This window comes from Blastocatellia bacterium, assembly GCA_035573895.1.
Taxonomy (GTDB): domain Bacteria; phylum Acidobacteriota; class Blastocatellia; order HR10; family HR10; genus DATLZR01.
In genome coordinates, this window is the sequence record DATLZR010000099.1 from 21,005 (window position 1) to 37,290 (window position 16,286).

Annotated in this window: 20 protein-coding genes and 1 pseudogene; 13 read left to right on the forward strand and 8 right to left on the reverse strand. The window is 58.1% G+C overall.

The features are described from left to right. Positions 1-30: 30 nt before the first annotated feature. From VNM72_09675 to ffh, 7 genes and pseudogenes are all read right to left on the reverse strand, one after another. Positions 31-1,242, reverse strand: a complete 1,212-nt coding sequence (locus tag VNM72_09675) for a replication-associated recombination protein A (GenBank protein HXF05672.1) — start codon at positions 1,240-1,242, stop codon at positions 31-33. Between the two features lie 194 nt (positions 1,243-1,436). Next, positions 1,437-1,778: pseudogene (gene rplS / locus VNM72_09680) on the reverse strand (50S ribosomal protein L19). A gap of 83 nt (positions 1,779-1,861) precedes the next feature. Continuing rightward, on the reverse strand, positions 1,862-2,632 hold the full coding sequence (gene trmD / locus VNM72_09685) for a tRNA (guanosine(37)-N1)-methyltransferase TrmD (GenBank protein HXF05673.1): 771 nt from the start codon (positions 2,630-2,632) through the stop codon (positions 1,862-1,864). 81 nt (positions 2,633-2,713) lie between these two features. Next, entirely contained in the window at positions 2,714-3,259 is a 546-nt protein-coding gene (gene rimM, locus VNM72_09690; GenBank protein ID HXF05674.1) for a ribosome maturation factor RimM, read from the reverse strand. After that, the gene (locus VNM72_09695) at positions 3,256-3,486 is read right to left on the reverse strand and encodes a KH domain-containing protein (protein HXF05675.1); all 231 of its coding nucleotides are present in this window, start codon (positions 3,484-3,486) and stop codon (positions 3,256-3,258) included. The genes rimM and VNM72_09695 overlap by 4 nt, the downstream gene beginning before the upstream one ends. 143 nt (positions 3,487-3,629) lie before the next feature. Further along, on the reverse strand, positions 3,630-3,866 hold the full coding sequence (gene rpsP / locus VNM72_09700; protein ID HXF05676.1) for a 30S ribosomal protein S16: 237 nt from the start codon (positions 3,864-3,866) through the stop codon (positions 3,630-3,632). Positions 3,867-3,961: 95 nt separating this feature from the next. After that, a complete protein-coding gene (gene ffh, locus VNM72_09705; GenBank protein HXF05677.1) occupies positions 3,962-5,341 on the reverse strand; it encodes a signal recognition particle protein in 1,380 nt (459 codons plus the stop codon). Between the two features lie 652 nt (positions 5,342-5,993). Between ffh and VNM72_09710 the strand changes: the two genes are divergently transcribed. The 3 genes from VNM72_09710 (at position 5,994) to VNM72_09720 (ending at position 7,755) form a co-directional block, all read left to right on the forward strand. After that, a complete protein-coding gene (locus tag VNM72_09710) occupies positions 5,994-6,302 on the forward strand; it encodes a non-heme iron oxygenase ferredoxin subunit (GenBank protein HXF05678.1) in 309 nt (102 codons plus the stop codon). Positions 6,303-6,480: 178 nt separating this feature from the next. After that, positions 6,481-7,155, forward strand: coding sequence for a thiaminase II (gene tenA, locus VNM72_09715; protein HXF05679.1), 675 nt, complete (start codon positions 6,481-6,483; stop codon positions 7,153-7,155). Positions 7,156-7,227: 72 nt separating this feature from the next. Continuing rightward, positions 7,228-7,755, forward strand: a complete 528-nt coding sequence (locus VNM72_09720) for a DUF4149 domain-containing protein (protein HXF05680.1) — start codon at positions 7,228-7,230, stop codon at positions 7,753-7,755. A 72-nt stretch (positions 7,756-7,827) separates the two neighbouring features. Here the strand turns inward: VNM72_09720 and VNM72_09725 are convergent, their stop codons facing one another. Continuing rightward, positions 7,828-8,292 (reverse strand): MaoC family dehydratase, encoded by a 465-nt coding sequence (locus VNM72_09725; protein HXF05681.1) that lies wholly within the window; start codon positions 8,290-8,292, stop codon positions 7,828-7,830. A gap of 115 nt (positions 8,293-8,407) precedes the next feature. Between VNM72_09725 and rplU the strand changes: the two genes are divergently transcribed. The 10 genes from rplU to VNM72_09775 all read left to right on the forward strand — a co-directional run. Then, entirely contained in the window at positions 8,408-8,722 is a 315-nt protein-coding gene (gene rplU, locus VNM72_09730) for a 50S ribosomal protein L21 (GenBank protein HXF05682.1), read from the forward strand. A gap of 164 nt (positions 8,723-8,886) precedes the next feature. Beyond that, positions 8,887-9,156 carry a 50S ribosomal protein L27 gene (rpmA, locus tag VNM72_09735; GenBank protein HXF05683.1) on the forward strand — a complete coding sequence of 90 codons (270 nt, stop codon included), beginning with the start codon at positions 8,887-8,889 and terminating at the stop codon, positions 9,154-9,156. 398 nt (positions 9,157-9,554) lie between these two features. Next, entirely contained in the window at positions 9,555-10,595 is a 1,041-nt protein-coding gene (obgE, locus tag VNM72_09740) for a GTPase ObgE (GenBank protein HXF05684.1), read from the forward strand. Between the two features lie 20 nt (positions 10,596-10,615). Further along, the gene (nadD, locus tag VNM72_09745; protein HXF05685.1) at positions 10,616-11,263 is read left to right on the forward strand and encodes a nicotinate-nucleotide adenylyltransferase; all 648 of its coding nucleotides are present in this window, start codon (positions 10,616-10,618) and stop codon (positions 11,261-11,263) included. A 14-nt stretch (positions 11,264-11,277) separates the two neighbouring features. Further along, a complete protein-coding gene (gene rsfS / locus VNM72_09750; GenBank protein HXF05686.1) occupies positions 11,278-11,748 on the forward strand; it encodes a ribosome silencing factor in 471 nt (156 codons plus the stop codon). 22 nt (positions 11,749-11,770) lie between these two features. Continuing rightward, positions 11,771-12,241, forward strand: coding sequence for a 23S rRNA (pseudouridine(1915)-N(3))-methyltransferase RlmH (locus tag VNM72_09755; GenBank protein ID HXF05687.1), 471 nt, complete (start codon positions 11,771-11,773; stop codon positions 12,239-12,241). Between the two features lie 72 nt (positions 12,242-12,313). Then, on the forward strand, positions 12,314-12,673 hold the full coding sequence (locus tag VNM72_09760) for a TraR/DksA family transcriptional regulator (GenBank protein ID HXF05688.1): 360 nt from the start codon (positions 12,314-12,316) through the stop codon (positions 12,671-12,673). A gap of 1 nt (position 12,674) precedes the next feature. Further along, positions 12,675-13,838 (forward strand): DUF1343 domain-containing protein, encoded by a 1,164-nt coding sequence (locus VNM72_09765; protein ID HXF05689.1) that lies wholly within the window; start codon positions 12,675-12,677, stop codon positions 13,836-13,838. A 215-nt stretch (positions 13,839-14,053) separates the two neighbouring features. Further along, a complete protein-coding gene (locus VNM72_09770) occupies positions 14,054-15,991 on the forward strand; it encodes a glycosyltransferase family 39 protein (protein HXF05690.1) in 1,938 nt (645 codons plus the stop codon). Between the two features lie 29 nt (positions 15,992-16,020). Further along, positions 16,021-16,286: hypothetical protein (locus VNM72_09775; protein HXF05691.1), on the forward strand; the 266-nt coding region annotated here is incomplete at its 3' end.

Here is a 16,286-nt window from a genome sequence, read left to right on the forward strand (position 1 = left end):
CCGAACCGGTGACGTCTTGTCAAGCGCGGCTCATGACGATTCTTCGTAATATTTTCGCCCGCGCAGCGACTCGGGCAGACACTCCATCGCGGCATCGGGATCGCCCGGGGCATAATCGTGGGCGTATTTGTACCCGTTCCCATAGCCGATTTCCTTCATGAGTGGCGTGATGGGATTGCGGAGGTGCAGAGGAACCGGCTCGCGCAAGCTCTCCAGAGCATCGCGTTGAGCCGCTCGATACGCGCGAAGGACGGCATTTGATTTCTTCGCGCGGGCGAGGTAGATCGTCGCCTGCGTGAGCGCCAGTTGCGCTTCCGGCAATCCGACGAAGTGAACGGCCTGCATGGCGGCGACGGCCTGAACCAGGGCCTGCGGATCGGCCAGCCCGATATCTTCCGACGCCAGGATTACCAATCGGCGGGCGATGAACAGGGGATCCTCGCCCGATTCCACCATCCGAGCCAGCCAGTAGAGGGCGGCATCCACATCGGAATGGCGCACCGATTTGATGAAGGCGGAGACCAGATTGTAGTGTTGCTCGCCGCCTTTATCGTAGAGGAGCAGGGGGCGTTGAAGCGCATCGGTCAACACTTTCTCCGTGACCTGAAGCGTTCCATCCTCCTGCCGGTCAGCGAGGATGACAGCCAGCTCCAGCGTTGTGAGCGCCACGCGAGCATCGCCCGAAGCGGCGACGGCTATGGCATGAAGGGCTTCATCGCTGATGTGAATCTTCTCTCGCCCCAGCCCGCGTTCCTTATCCGCCAGCGCCCGTGTGAGCACGGTGACGAGGGCTTCGACCGAAAGCGGCTTCAGAACAAACACCTTCGTCCGCGACAGCAGCGGAGCGATCACCTCGAAGGAAGGATTCTCCGTCGTCGCTCCAATAAACAACACATCGCCGCGCTCAACAAATGGCAGGAAAGCATCCTGCTGAGCTTTGTTGAGGTGATGAACTTCATCAACGAAGAGAAGAGTTCGTTGATGATACACCCGACGGCGGGTCTCGGCGGCGATCATGGCGTCGCGGATCTCTTTGATCGTACTGAGAACGGCGGAGAAAGCGAGGAAATGGGCTTTGGTCGCCGATGCGATCAGGCGGGCGAGCGTCGTTTTACCCGTCCCCGGTGGTCCCCACAGGATGAGCGACGTGAGCCGATCCTCTTCAATCATGCGGCGTAACGGAGCCGAGGGACCGACCAAATGTTCCTGTCCGAGCACCTCGTCCAGCGTCCGAGGACGCATCCGCTCGGCCAATGGCCGCACATCCCGTTCAGGTCCCGAGGGGGCCTCCGGGGGAAAGAACTCTGCTTGTTCCGGAATCGCCATCCTCATGCCGAGGAGGAACTCGCGCCGGATTCCGTTGACGAGGCCGTGGCCGAAGAAGCTTCCGCTTCCCGGGGTGTCTCCGCTTCGGTCACTCGGAGTCCCGCCAGTTCCTTCTCACGGATCCGGGCCTTTTTGCCCCGGAGCTTTCGCAAATAGTAGAGTTTGGCCCGACGGACATCGCCGCGCCGCACGACCTCGATGTGATCAATCACCGGCGAGTGCAGGGGAAAGATGCGCTCCACGCCAGTGCCGAAACTGACTTTTCGGACGGTGAAAGTCTCGCGCAAGCCACCGTGCTTCCGAGCGATCACCACGCCCTCAAACGCCTGAAGACGCTCCTTATCGCCTTCCTTGATCTTGACGTAGACGCGCACCGTGTCACCCGGAGCGAAGTCCGGGATGTCCGAGCGTAGTTGATCCCGTTCGCAATCTGCCAGAAGCGATTGGTCCATAATCCCACTCCTTTCGCGCTCGAGACCCCCCTGATGCTGGGGGCTTTTGTCCGCTTTCTTTAATGATCCCAAAAGCCACCATTTTAGCCCGTTGAGGACGGATTGTGAAGTTCTTTCCTCAGTTCCTCAAGCAGTGCGCGGTCTTCGTCATTGAGGCGGGCGCGCTCGAGCAGGTCCGGGCGATACCGCAGCGTTTTCTCCAGGGCTTTGCGTCGGCGCCATCGGGCAATGGCAGCATGGTCACCGGACAAAAGGACCTCCGGTACACGATAGCCGCGAAACTCCGCGGGCCGCGTGTAGTGCGGATGATCGAGAATTCCTCCCTGGCCGGGAGAGAAACTGTCTCGCGCCGCCGACGTCTCGCGTCCCAGCGAGGCCGGTTGGAGTCGGGTCAGTGCATCAACAAGCACCATCGCCGGAATCTCTCCGCCGGTGAGAACATAATCGCCAATGGAAATTTCGTGCGTCGCCAGGTGCTCGGCCACACGCTCATCCACACCCTCGTACCGCCCGCAAATCAAAATCACCCACCGATATCGAGCCAGCTCTTCCACCAGACTCTGGGTCAGCGTGGTTCCTTGAGGGGACAGCAAAATGACGGCTGTCGTCGCCCGATCCACTGCGCCCCCGACGAGTGATTCTACCGCCCGGAAAATGGGTTCGGGTTTGAGGACCATTCCTTCACCACCGCCGAAAGGCCGGTCATCAACAGTTCGATGTTTGTCCTCGGTGAAATCGCGCAGATCGTGGATAAATACCTGGATGATCCCCTGCTGCCGCGCACGCCGGATAATGCCGTGTTCAAACGGCCCGGTAAACATATCGGGAAAGATGGTGAGAATATCAAACCTCATAGTCCAGCAGGTGAGCGACGCACGGGATGGAAATCCATTTGCTGCCGGTGACAGTGATCGCTGATCTGCTCGGGGATGACCTCAAAGCGATGCATCGGAGCGATTCAGTTCCAGCAGTCCCTCAGGCGGATCAATCACGATGAGCCGGGCAGCCACATCTACTGTCGGACAAATCGTCGTCGCAAACGGAATGAGATGGTGATGACCATCCTGGCCGATGACTTCCAGAAGAGGAACGCCCCCGGTCTCCAGCACATCGTGAACACGACCGACCGTCTCGCCGGAGGTCGTCCTGACGGTGCACTCCAGCAACTGGTAATGGTAGAACGTGTCCGGATCGGGGGAGGGAGAAGGGTCTGGCGGAGCTTTCACCCAGCTTCCGCGCAACCGCTCTGCTTCCGCCCGCGTGCGACAGCTGCGGAACAGAAGCAAAACCTGATGTCCGGAGACGCGAGCCCGCTCCAGTTCCAGATCAAAGGACTCTCCCCGAGGCGTTTCCACCCGCAGACGCTGAAGATCGGTCCACCGGTCAGCTCGATCCGTCAGCGCATCGGCCACTACTTCGCCACGAATTCCTCGTGGTTTGATGATCCGAGCAATGGCGATCAGCTCCGGCGCGTCCCTCATTCGAGAATTTCAAGCACGAAGCGCTTTTTCAGCTTCATCCCGGCAGCTCCCAAGATGGTGCGGATAGCTCGGGCAGTCCGACCTTCTTTACCGATGACCTTTCCCAGATCAGCAGGAGCAACTCGCAGTTCCAGAACGGTCGTGGCTTCGCCCTCGACTTCCTTCACCTCGACTTGATCAGGGTAGTCCACCAGCGCTTTAGCGATCATTTCAACCAGATCCCTCATCTTCATAGCCGTCACCTCCCGATTCTCCCTGCGCTCTCATCCGTCGCTACGTGTTAGGCGCGAAGGAACTCACCCTTGATCCCCCTGAGTGGAATCCGTCGAAGCGAAGCCGGTGCCTGCGCACAATGTCGCTGTCGCGAGGGTTAATTGCTGACCCGCTTGATCAGCCGCCGAACCGTCTCCGTCGGCTGGGCTCCCTGAGCGAGCCAGTAGTTGAGCCGCTCTCGGTCAATCGTCACGGCTGCCGGCTGCTTCAACGGATCATAGTGGCCGATGACATCAATACATTTACCATCCCGTTTTGACCGCTTCTCGGCCACCACAATTCGATAGAAGGGCCTTTTCTTGGCCCCCATTCGCATCAATCGTATTGCTACCAACGCCCCAACCTCCCTTCTATTATAGTGTGTCGCTGGTAAAAGTCCACCAAAATGTGTCTTTTTCCTGAAACAATCGTCAATGAGAATTTTGCCCCCTATCGCGGCTTCTTTTTCCTCTTGGGCTTCTGCTTCCGCCGTTTGGCGCCAAACAGCCGCCCCAGTGTTCCTTCGTTCCACTGACGGATCAACCGTCGCATCTCCACATACTGATCGAGCAGGGCATTGACGTCCTGCACGGTGGTGCCGCTGCCTCGGGCAATGCGCTGACGCCGCCGTCCGTCAATGATGCGGTAATCCCGCCGCTCGGCCGGCGTCATCGAGTTGATGATCGCTTCGGTCCGCTTCAACTGGCGCTCCATCTCGGCGACTTGCTCCGGCGTCGGCTTGGTCAACCCGATGCTCCTCAGCAGTTCCGAGGGGAGGAGTTCGAGCAGCTTTCCCATCGAGCCCAGCCGTCGGGCCATTCGTAATTGATCGAGGAAGTCCTCCAGCGTGAACTCATCCTGCCGGAGCTTCTGCTGCAAAGCCAGGGCTTGCTTGGCATCCACCTCCGCCTGAACCTTCTCGATGAGGCTCAGGACATCGCCCATGCCGAGGATGCGGGAGGCGATCCGATCGGGATAAAATGGCTCCAGCGCGTCGTACTTCTCGCCAACGCCGATGAACTTAATCGGCTGGCCGGTCACTGCCTTAATCGAAAGGGCAGCGCCCCCGCGCGTATCGCCGTCCATCTTAGTGAGGATGACTCCGGTCAATCCCACACGGCGGTGAAACTCCTCAGCGCTGCGAACAGCATCCTGGCCGGTCATGGCGTCAGCCACGAGCAGAATTTCCACCGGCAGCATCTCCCGTTTGAGCCGTTGCAGTTCGGTCATAAGCTCGTCGTCAATGTGGAGCCGCCCGGCCGTATCCACAAGCAGCGGATCAAACCCGCTCAACTCAGCATGACGACGCGCCTGCCGACAGAGTTCCAGCGGATCGTTTTCGTCCGTTCCGTTAAACACGGGACAACCCACCGCCTTGGCGATTATGGCCAGTTGTTCGCGCGCTGCCGGGCGATAGACATCCGCCGATAGAAGCAGCGGGTGTCGTCCCTGCCGGGTGAGCCACAGGGCGAGCTTTCCCGTCGTCGTGGTCTTGCCTGACCCCTGGAGCCCCACTAGGAAGACGACGTTGGGGATTCGCCCGGTGAGAAGCAGCCGCGTTGATGTCCCCCCCAACATCTCCACCAGTTCATCATAGACAATCTTGACAACCTGCTGGGCCGGCGACAGAGCGGCAAGCACATCTTGACCGATAGCCTTCTCGCGGACGCGCTCGATGAACTGCTTGACCACCCGAAAGTTGACATCCGCCTCAAGAAGTGCCAGTCGAATCTCTCGCAGCGCCTGGTCCAGGTGCGCTTCGGTTAGCTTCCCCTGGCCGCGCAGATCACGAATGACCTTTTTGAGCTTCTCCGATAGCGCGTCGAACATACAATCCACTGTTGAGAATTGCTCTCACCGAGCGAAAAGGCAAAGCTAAACCGCGTCCGGGAAATTGTCAAGACACCCCCGATGAAGGCCGGGTTCCCGGCGGGTTTCATAAACCGCGATTGCCGTGGCGTTTCGGCGACTGGCAAATATATTTTTCGCGCCTCTGTCTCTCTACCGAAAAGCAGCGGCGGTCGCAGAAGGCCCGAATTCACAGCAGTAGGATGCTAACCCCTTTCAGACGATTCCTTGCCCGGAATTCCTGCGATGAAGGGTCTTGCCGCCACTTCAGCAGGTACGTTCTCTTGCCCCTTTCCACTCTTTCTCACCGCCTGGCCTGGGCACAGAGCGCATTGAAATCGCTACTGTCCCGATGCTCGGACTACGCTGTGCACGCCCATTTGTTCGCACGGCTGTTTGACCCTTAGTCCCCAATCTCGAGCCCCACGCTGAGAACGGAAGTAGGTGATGGTGGTGGGCGACATGCAGAAATGCTCCGGCAACTCGTCGTATGGTGGTTCCTGTGACTAAAACCATCACATGCGAACAATAGGGGGACGGGGCTGCGTATTGATTCCAGTCGGTGTTGAAATAAGCAGCGGGCTTGCTTATGATCTTAGCCCGTTTCATCTCGCATCAGTCAGGAGGTAAGGAAATGGGCCAGTACGTGAAGGTTGCGACCGTTGATGAGATCGCTATCGGGCAGGCTAAAGTGGTCGAAGTGAGCGGCCAACGGATCGCGATATTCAATGTCAACGGAACGTTCTATGCCATTGATGATACTTGTCCCCATCGTGGAGGGCCGCTGTCGGAGGGATTCACCGAGAATGAGGAAGTAACCTGTCCCTGGCATGGGGCGCGGTTTCGGTTGACGACGGGCGAAGTGCTCTCACCGCCGGCTACCCGGGGCGTGCAGGTCTTTGCCGTGCGCGTTCAGGGAAACGATGTCGAGGTCGAAGTCTGAGATGCGCAAGGTGTAGCGGGTGCGTTTGAGCGGGCGATGAAAAATAAATAAAGCAGGGCCTCTGTGTCGGAGGACGTGTCGAAAACCCTCGTGACAGTGCCCGTCAGAGGCACGTGAAGGGACAGAGCGGCGCTGTGCTCTTCACAGGAATGCCTGACCGAAGGAGGTGAAGACCAGGATGACGACGCCGGTGCGTTTCACTGATCGGTTGTGGAGCGAGATTGCACCCATCTTCGAGGCGATTCTGGCGCACCCGTTTATCGCCGGCCTCACTAGCGGTCAACTTGAACGCGACCGGTTTCTTTTCTACGTCGTGCAGGATGCCCTCTATCTGAGAGAATTCGCACGGGCGCTTTCGGTGGCAGCGGCCAAAGCTCCACGCGAGGACTGGATCATCCTGCTCAATGATCATGCGGCCGGGGCACTCCGGGTCGAGCGAGCGTTGCATGAGGGATTCTTTCGGGAGATCGGCCTGACGGAGGAAACTGTGGCTTCCACCCCGATGGCTCCAACCAACGTGGCCTACACGAGCTATTTGCTGGCTGTCGCCTATGGCCGACCGTTCCCGGAAGTAATGGCGGCGCTACTGCCCTGCTACTGGATTTACTGGGAGGTGGGGAAAGCTCTGGCAGCGCGAGGATCGCCCGATCCCCTCTACCAAAGATGGATCGAAACGTATGCCGCCGAACAGTTTGGTGCACTCGTTCGCGCTGTGCTGGATGTGACCGACGAGTTGGCTCAGGCGGCGTCGCCGGCGACGCAGCAAGCGATGCGCCGCCATTTCATTACCGCTGCACGGTATGAATGGATGTTCTGGGAGATGGGCTACCGGAAAGAAAGCTGGCCAGTATGAGGAGAGAAAGCGTCTGTCGGAGGAACTTGGTGTGGTTCTTTGTCGTTGCGCCTGCCGGGGAGAGATGTGCTTGTGACCGATGAGGCAAGGACAAAAATGATCTTCTTTCTCATGGGTGCCTGGATGGTGGGGAGCGTGATGGTGGCCTTCGTGGCCACGCAAAACTTTCGCGCGGTGGATCGCGTCCTGGCGGCTCCCGCCGGAGCGGATCTCCACCGGAAGCTGGAGGGAATCCCCCCGGACGATGCTCGGATGATCCTTCGTCATCTGGCGTCGGAGATGAATCGCTACTACTTTCGCGTTTGGGAATGGGCCCAGCTTGTCCTGGGGGGATTAGTTTTGACGCTCTTGGTGAGGAGCGGTCGGTCGGATGCGCTTGCACGGGCTCTCATCGTGGCGATGCTGGCGATCGTCCTGGTGTTTATCGTCTACCTCACCCCCCAGATCGTGACGCTCGGTCGCAGCCTCGATTTTGTCTCCCGGACGCCACCGCCGCCACAGTACGCTCGGTTCTGGCGGTTTCACATCGCCTATACCCTGCTTGAGCTGGTAAAACTTCTGCTCGGCGCTGGGGTTCTTGTGCGGCTGTTGCTACGCTGAACCACTGCTCAGCCGTACTCCGGGAGCCGAATCCCGATCTGACCCACCTGATAGGGATACGGTGACAGTCCCTTACGAGTAGTACCGGACGAGCCATTCAGCCACAAGCGCCGGTTTTTGTCCTCCTTCGACTTCGACTGTCACGTTCCAGGTGACATGGATTCCGCCCGGGATCTCCTCAACCGATTGCAGGACAAACCGGGCACGAATCCGTGCACCCGCCGGCACGGCGGCGGGGAAGCGTACACGGTTCAGACCGTAGTTAATGCCCGTGCGAAACAGGGGGCGAAGACTCAGGGCTTGAGAGCCGAGATAGCTGATGAGCGAGAGCGTCAGAAACCCATGAGCAATCGTCGTTCCGTAAGGGGATTCGGCTCGGGCCCGCTCGACATCGAGGTGGATCCATTGGCGATCCAGGGTCGCCTCAGCAAAGTCGTTGATGCGAGATTGGGTCACCTCGAACCAGTCGCTCAGACCGACCTCCTGTCCCACCAGGTTCTTTAACTCCTCCAGGCTTGTGATCTCTTTCGGCGGCATCGGTTGCTCCTCTTGTGCGAGATTGAAGGGAGCGTTGTATCAAATTGACAGCCCGATGACAAGGTCTTTATAATTGTTGGCTTTTGAAGAGACCGAAACGGAGGCAAGTGCTGGTGTGGCTTACGCAGTGATCGAAACGGGCGGAAAACAGTATCGGGTAGTGGAAGGGGCGTTGATTCGCGTCCCGGCGCTCCCGGCGGAGGTAGGAGCAACGATCGAACTTCCCGTGCTTGCGCTGTGCGATGGGCAGGCGGTCCAGATCGGACAACCGCGTGTGGACAGCGTGCGGGCGCTCTGCCGTGTGGTCGAGCACGGGAAAGAGCGGAAGATCATTGTCTTTAAGTTCAAGCGCCGCAAGCAGTACCGGCGGCGTCGCGGCCATCGGCAAAAATATACGGCTCTGCGGGTGGAAAAATTTATCGCCGCTTGACCAGGAGGGGAGCCGAAATCATGGAAATCCATTGGTGGACGACCATGAATGGTCCTCGTCTCAAGAAGTGGTTGTATCCATCCGGCAGATGCCCGGCGAGCTGATGGTCACCGAAGGCGGAAAATCACTTTTGAATCCGTGGCTCTTTTCGGGAGGTTTTTGCGATGGCACATAAAAAAGGGCTCGGCAGCTCGCGCAACGGACGCGATTCTGTGGGCAAGCGGCTGGGCATTAAGGCATTTGGAGGCCAATTCGTCACCGGGGGCTCGATCCTCGTGCGCCAGCGCGGGACGCCGATTAAACCGGGCGTCAACGTCGGGCGCGGACGAGATGATACGTTGTTTGCCAAGATCTCTGGTATCGTTCGGTTTGAGGATAAAGGGCGAATGGGGAAATTCGTCAGCGTTTATCCGGTGGAGCAAAACCTCCGGTAGCCAGCCCAATGATCACAGTCAGAAGCTAGAAACAGGGGGCGCCAAGCGGATGGTACGACGGTTTTCCGCCCCATGTTTCTAGCTTTGTTTCTTTTGATTGGCGCATGATGACCAGTCCATGCTACCAGCGCAGCGGCATTGCGTAATGTTGTGGCCGAGAGGAAACGAGAGCGGGCGGTCCCATCTGTGGGGGTACAGGAGCTTGAAAGCCCCCGCGGCGCTTTTCGGAGAGGTTTATACATGGAGCCGGACCTTGCCGGCCTGAACCGTTGGAAAGATCTCATCACAGATGAACACGGATAGACACGGGGTGATGAAACGATCCGCACACGTCTGTGGTGAACTCGGGAGAAGCAGTCGCGGCGCCTCTGGAGGTCTGCGACGGTGGGTGATCAGTGATGTTTATTGATCAGGCCAAGATCTATGTCAAAGCTGGCGATGGCGGCAATGGATGCACGGCCTTTCGCCGGGAGAAGTACGTGCCGTTTGGTGGGCCGTCCGGGGGCGACGGCGGACGGGGTGGCCACGTTTATCTGGAAGCCGTTGAGGGAATCAATTCTCTCATTCACCTGCGGTACAACCCGGAGTATAAGGCGGGTCGGGGCGGTCATGGGGAGGGGAATAACCGCCATGGCCGTGATGGAGAGGATGTCATCATTCGCGTTCCCGTGGGGACGGTCGTCTACGATGCGGAAACGGGCGAGCGCATTCATGATTTTCAGCGCCCGGGCGAACGCGTTCTGGTTGCACGCGGTGGGCGCGGCGGCCGAGGCAATGCCCGCTTTGCCACGCCCACGCGACGTGCTCCGAGATTTCACGAGGAGGGTCGGCCCGGCCAGGTGCGAACGCTTCGGCTCGAACTGAAGCTGTTGGCTGATGTGGGACTGGTGGGCTTCCCCAATGCCGGTAAATCAACACTGTTGGCACGTATCTCGGCTGCCCGCCCGAAAATTGCTGACTACCCGTTCACCACGCTCGAACCGGTGCTGGGCGTAGTCGCACTCGATGAGTTCAAGAGTTTTGTCGTGGCTGACATTCCGGGGATAATTGAAGGAGCCCATCGGGGAGCGGGCCTGGGCCACGAGTTCCTGCGGCACATTGAACGAACGCGGCTGCTGCTTCATCTGATTGATGTCTCTCCCTTCGCCGAGCACGATCCCGTCACGAGCTATGAAATCATCCGACGGGAGCTTGGAGCGCATGATCCATCGCTACTGGAAAAGCCGGAGATCGTTGTGGCAACGAAGATGGATATTCGGGATGACGGACGCGTCGCTGCCCTGCGGTCGCTGTGTCGGTCTCAGAAGCTCGATCTCGTTGAAATTTCGGCAGTGACGGGGCTGGGAGTTGACCAACTCCTGGCGCGGGTGAGTGAGCGGCTTGGCGAACTGATGACGGGAGTCACCGCTCCGGCGCTGGTCGCCGCACCTGAAGGGTGAAAGCAGAGCGAACGGATTTTATGCAGGTGGGATTGTTTGGCGGAACATTCGATCCGGTCCATCGAGGGCATCTGGAAATCGCTCGGGTCGCTGCGGAGCTTTATCATCTTGACCGGATCTATTTCATTCCTTCGGGACGACCTCCTCACAGGCGGCCCGCCCCGGGTGCCAGCGCCTGGCACCGCTACGCCATGCTCGTTCTGGCGACCAGAGAGACGGACAATTTTTTCGTCTCGACAATCGAGCTGGAGACCGGTGAGGTCGCCTACACGGTGGATACGGTGACAGCCTTGCGCCGCCTCTTCCCGTCGGAGGCGGAATTCTATTTCGTCCTGGGAGCTGATTCGTTTGAGGAGATCACGCAGTGGAAGGATTATGAGCGATTGCTCACGCTGACTCACCTCATCGTCATGGCGCGACCGGGCCATGCGCTAACGGCCGACCATCTCCCGGAGCGATGGCGCACGGGCGTCGTGGACGGTTCCCCCCTGCGGGTGGAGGAGCCATCGGCCAGACGCATCTTTTTCTGTCGCGCGGTCTTCAGCGATGTGTCGGCGACAGCCATCCGTCAAGCCTGTCGTCGAGGAGAATCCATTGATCATTTCGTCGTGCCGGAGGTCGCCCGCTATATCGCCAAGTACCGCCTCTACGCCAACTCGACAGGATGATGGAGGACCGCAGGATGAACGACAGTCAGGAGAGCCTCGCCGTTACGCGCCCTCGACAGCCCAATGCGCGACCGGCCAGGCGAACGATTCAGGACGATCTGCGCAGGGCCGTCGAAGCCGCCAGCGCCAAAAAGGCCGAGCGAATCGTTGTGCTCGATTTGAGAGGAATCGCCAGTTTCACCGATTACTTCGTCATCTGCAGTGGGGCATCTACCCGTCAGGTGCAGGCCATCGCCGACGAAATCGTGGAGAAGCTCAAGGCCGAAGGGACGCGACCGCTTCACATCGAAGGCTATACGGTGGCGGCCTGGATTCTCATAGACTATGGGGACCTCATCGTGCACATTTTTGAGCAGCAGGCACGCGAGTTCTACGATCTGGAACGACTCTGGCGTGATGCGCCGCTCGTGTCATTCCCCGAGACAGTGGCCAGCGATGATCGGCGCGGCGCTCGTTCGCCTGTTTCGCCGAGTGATGCCGAGTGATTGACTGCGGGATGAAAGTCGGATGCAGCTCACCTTTACATGGGTCGGGAAGACGAAGAACGCTCATCTGGCCGCGCTCGAACAGGAGTATCTCGATCGGCTCGGTCATTTCGTCACCTGTCGCTGTCAGATTGTGCGCCCGGAAGTGGCCCATACGGAGCGTGACGAGCGACGCCGTCGAGAAGCTGAAGGGAGGAAGATCCTCGCTTTGCTTCCGGCGGACTCCTATGTCGTCGTCCTCGACGAACGGGGAGAGATGTTCCGATCAGAAGAGCTGGCGGGGATGATCAGCCAGCGATTACAGGAGGGGACGCGACAGATGCATTTTGTTGTAGGGAGTCATGATGGCCTTTCGGAATCAGTTCGCAAGCGAGCGAATCTCCTTCTTTCGCTCTCACCGCTGACCATGCCTCATGAGCTTGTTCGCGTGATTTTGCTTGAGCAAATTTATCGGGCATTCGCTATAATTCACCGTTTGCCATATCCTCGGTAGTCGAGAGGAAAACGGGTTGCCCGTTCGCGTGGGGCTCAGCTTCTGAGGATGACCAGGGAGAAAGAGATGTCCATGAACAAGAAGAGAGTCGAGTATTACCGGAAGAAATTGCTGGATAAGCGCCAGTCGTTGATGAGCGCACTGGATCGTCATGTTCATTACGGGCGGGAGGCCGATCAGGAAGCAGCCCAGGATCCGGCGGATAAGGCATCAAACGCCTATCTCAAAGAGCTGCTGTTCAGTCAGAGCACGAGCGACAAGTTCGTGCTCACGCTCATTGACGAGGCGCTGGCCCGCATCGAGGAAGGGACCTATGGGCTTTGCGTCGCCTGTGGCAAAGAGATTCAGCCCAAGCGGCTGGAGGCGGTCCCCTGGGCACGTCATTGTGTGACCTGTCAGGACCTTCAGGAGCGCGGGCTACTGGCGGATTGAAATGAAACCTGGCCTCGAAGTGGTGTTCGAGCGCTACCGTGGGCTTATTTGCGGCAAGCGCATCGGCTTGATCGTGAATCCTGCCTCGGTCAACCGAAGCTTTCACCATGCTTCGGATCTTTTCCTCGCCAGCCCGGACTGTCACCTCGTCGCTCTCTTCGGTCCTCAGCATGGCATTAGCAGCACCACCCAGGACAACATGATCGAGTGGGAGGGAGGACGAGATGAGCGAACGGGGCTTCCCGTCTTCAGCCTCTACGGAGCGACGCGGATTCCTACCGAGGAAATGGTGCGCGACGTGGATGCGCTCGTGTGCGATTTACCCGATGTAGGCACGCGCGTTTATACCTTCGCGGCAACGATGGCCAATTGCATGATCGCCGCCCAGCAGTTTGACATCGAGATGATTGTGCTCGACCGACCGAACCCGATCGGGGGCGAGCAGATCGAAGGAGGACTCGTCGAGCCGGGGTTTGAATCCTTCGTGGGGATGTTCCCGATTCCGCTCCGACATGGAATGACGATGGGGGAACTCGCCCTGCTCTTTAACGAGGCTTTCGGGATCGGTTGTCGCTTGAGCGTCGTGCCGATGGAAGGCTGGCAGCGCACGATGTGGTATGACCAAACCGATCTTCCCTGGATCATGCCATCACCCAATATGCCGACGCTCGACACCGCAACGGTTTATCCCGGAACTGTCCTGGTGGAGGGGACGCTACTTTCCGAAGGACGAGGGACAACCCGACCGTTCGAGCTCATCGGGGCCCCCTTCATTGATCCCTACCGTTTGGTGAAGGAGCTCGCCGAAGAAAAGCTGCCCGGCGTCTTTTTCCGTCCCTGCTTTTTCGCTCCGACGTTTCAGAAACATCAAGGGGAGGTCTGCGGTGGTGTGCAAATCCATGTCCTTGATCGCCAGCAGTTCAAGCCGGTGATTACAGCCGTTGCCCTTCTGAAAGCGATCTACCGTCTTTATCCCGATCATTTCGCCTGGCAGCAGCCGCCCTACGAGTACGTCTACGATAGACTTCCTTTCGACATCATCGCCGGCAGCGACAAGCTGAGACAGCAAATTGTGGCAGACATCCCTCTGGCCGAGATCGAAGCCTCGTGGCAACCCGATCTCACGCGCTTCCGTGAGATGCGAAGCTCTTATCTCCTGTATTGAAGGCTGATCCCTGCCGATTCCCTCTACGGGTATCCGGAGATCAGGATGACGGATCCTGCCCGGGGACTCGGGATACGAGTCCAACGTGACCAGCAGAGCATCGCTCTCAATGGGCTCCTCCGTCCGGAAGACGGTGGGAAACTTTTTGAAAGGAGATAGATCATGGGCCGATTCGCTTGTAGGGCATGGGCGCGTTCATTTAGGATTTGTGCGTCATGGAACGAGGAAGTCGAGCCGACGGATTCGTTTTGGGGAGAATTTTCTTGTTCTGGCTCGGGATTCAAGTGGGATTGATTCTCTTTGCCGGCGAATCACTGGGGGGCGATGCCTGGGCCTATGCCAAGGCGGCTGAGATTTTTCACGCAACGGGCCGGTTGGTTATTCCGGACCGCTCGCCGCAAAGCCTCATCTTTCTCACGCTCTGGAGCGGATTGTTCACGAACCTCTTCGGCTTCTCCTTCCTGGTGCTCAATTTCGCTTCGCTGGCGCTCAACGCCATCGGAGCCGTCTTCTTCGCGTTGCTTTTGAAAGAGGTGAGGGGGGACTCCTCGATTGCGATCCCTCTGGCCGTCTATCTTTTCAATCCCCTTTTCTTTCTTCTTGCCGGGAGCTATTTGACCGATGTTCCGTTCCTCTCGCTCATCGTCATCGCCATTTACTTTTTCACCCGCGCCTATCGCCGAGGGTCAGTCGTTTGGGCGCTTGTCGGCTCAATGGTCGCAGCGAGCGCTTTTCTCATCCGTCAATATGCCATCTTGCTGCCCGTAGCCGCTGTCGTTCCGCTCTTATGGCGCGACATCGGGTTACCAAAGTCGAAAACGTTGGCGATGATCGCAGCGGTGGTGTTGCCGAGCACCACCACGGCGATTTTGTTCTTTCTTTGGCTCACGTACAGGCACGGCATCCCGAGCGATTTCAACGTCTACAAACTGGAGTTTCTCAACCTGCCGCGAATTCTCTGGTCAGTGCTCGCCATTCCATTTTTCGCCAGCATCTACCTGGGCGTGTTTCTTTCGCCACTGCTTCCCGGAAGGACATTTTGCATCTTGAGCACAGAGAAGAAGCTATGGAGTCTGTATGGCCTGTTACTTGTTGGCGTGACGATCATCCTGGCGGTCAGGAGTAGTCCACTGCCCTTCGGCTGGAACAACGTCATGCCCTATTTGAGAAACAGTTTCACTCCCCCGGCAGGATCGGCATTCTGGATCGTCATCACGGCCTGGGGCGTGGTCGGTGCGACCACATTGTTGGCGACACTAACGGCATCGGCTTCGTCCTGGGTTCGCGCTTGCGCCAGTAGCTGGGACAGCGCGAAACGTTCCCACTATCTGGCCATTCTTCGGGCCGGCGCAGGTTTGTCGCTCATGGCGCTCTTGCTTGTGGCCTCTGGCCTTCTTCGCCATCCGCTCATTGAACTTGGCGAGTGGACCGTCACGCAGATTTATCACCGCTTTGGTGGCGCGAGTGGTCGGCATACGTTTACGCTCTCATACTGGATCGAACAGGTGCCGATATTGTACGAACAAACGATCTGGGCATTATCGCTCATACTGGTTATCATATCGAGCGGACTACTCTACGGATATCTGACACTCAAGAGAGTGCCGGGCGGAGCAAAATCCTCGCAAGTATCCTCCCACACGACAGGTGACCGTAGCTATCAGGTCATGCTGGCATCATTTCTGCTCATCAGCCTTGCGTTCTTGGTTCTCTTCTATACGGACAAGGACCGGTATCTGTTGATCCTTCTGCCTCCGGCGATTCTCCTTCTTCACACGCGACCGGAGAGTCAGAGGGCGAAACTGCTTTCGTTGCTGCTCGTCATATTGTTAGCAGCCATCGCAATCGGGAGCGCTTTTGTAGGAGTGCAAGTATCCAGGAACATTTGGGCCGGTGGCCGGTATCTCTTGGATCGGGGCATCGCGCCGGAGCGAATTCGAGCCGATATTAGCTTCAATGCGTGGACTCTTTATGATCGGCGGGGAAAGCGACGGCCTGATGACCCGCCAAACTGGTGGGTGATCGGGGATGACTACGTCGTGGATACCAGGCCCTGGCCAGGTTATATTGTGATTAAGGAGCTTCCCTACTGGAATTGTTTCAGGTTTGTGCGAGAATCGGTCTACGTGATGACGCGCAGCGAACCCAAATGAAGACTACCTTGCTACGCTTTTAGGCGAAGATGCCACAGTACCGACAATCTGAGAATCGCAGGCTGCTGTTGATTTTCCTTCTCTGGCTGGGCCTTCAAGTGAGTTTCATCCTTTACACAGGCAACTCGCTCGGCGGCGACGTTTGGGCCTACGCCAAGTCAGCCCAGGTTTTTCACGAAACAGGACGACTCATGATTCCGGATCGCTCACCCCAGAGCCTCATTTTTCTAACGATCTGGAGCGGCTTGTTTACAAAGGTCTTTGGATTTTCCTTCTTGACGCTCAACTTTGCCGT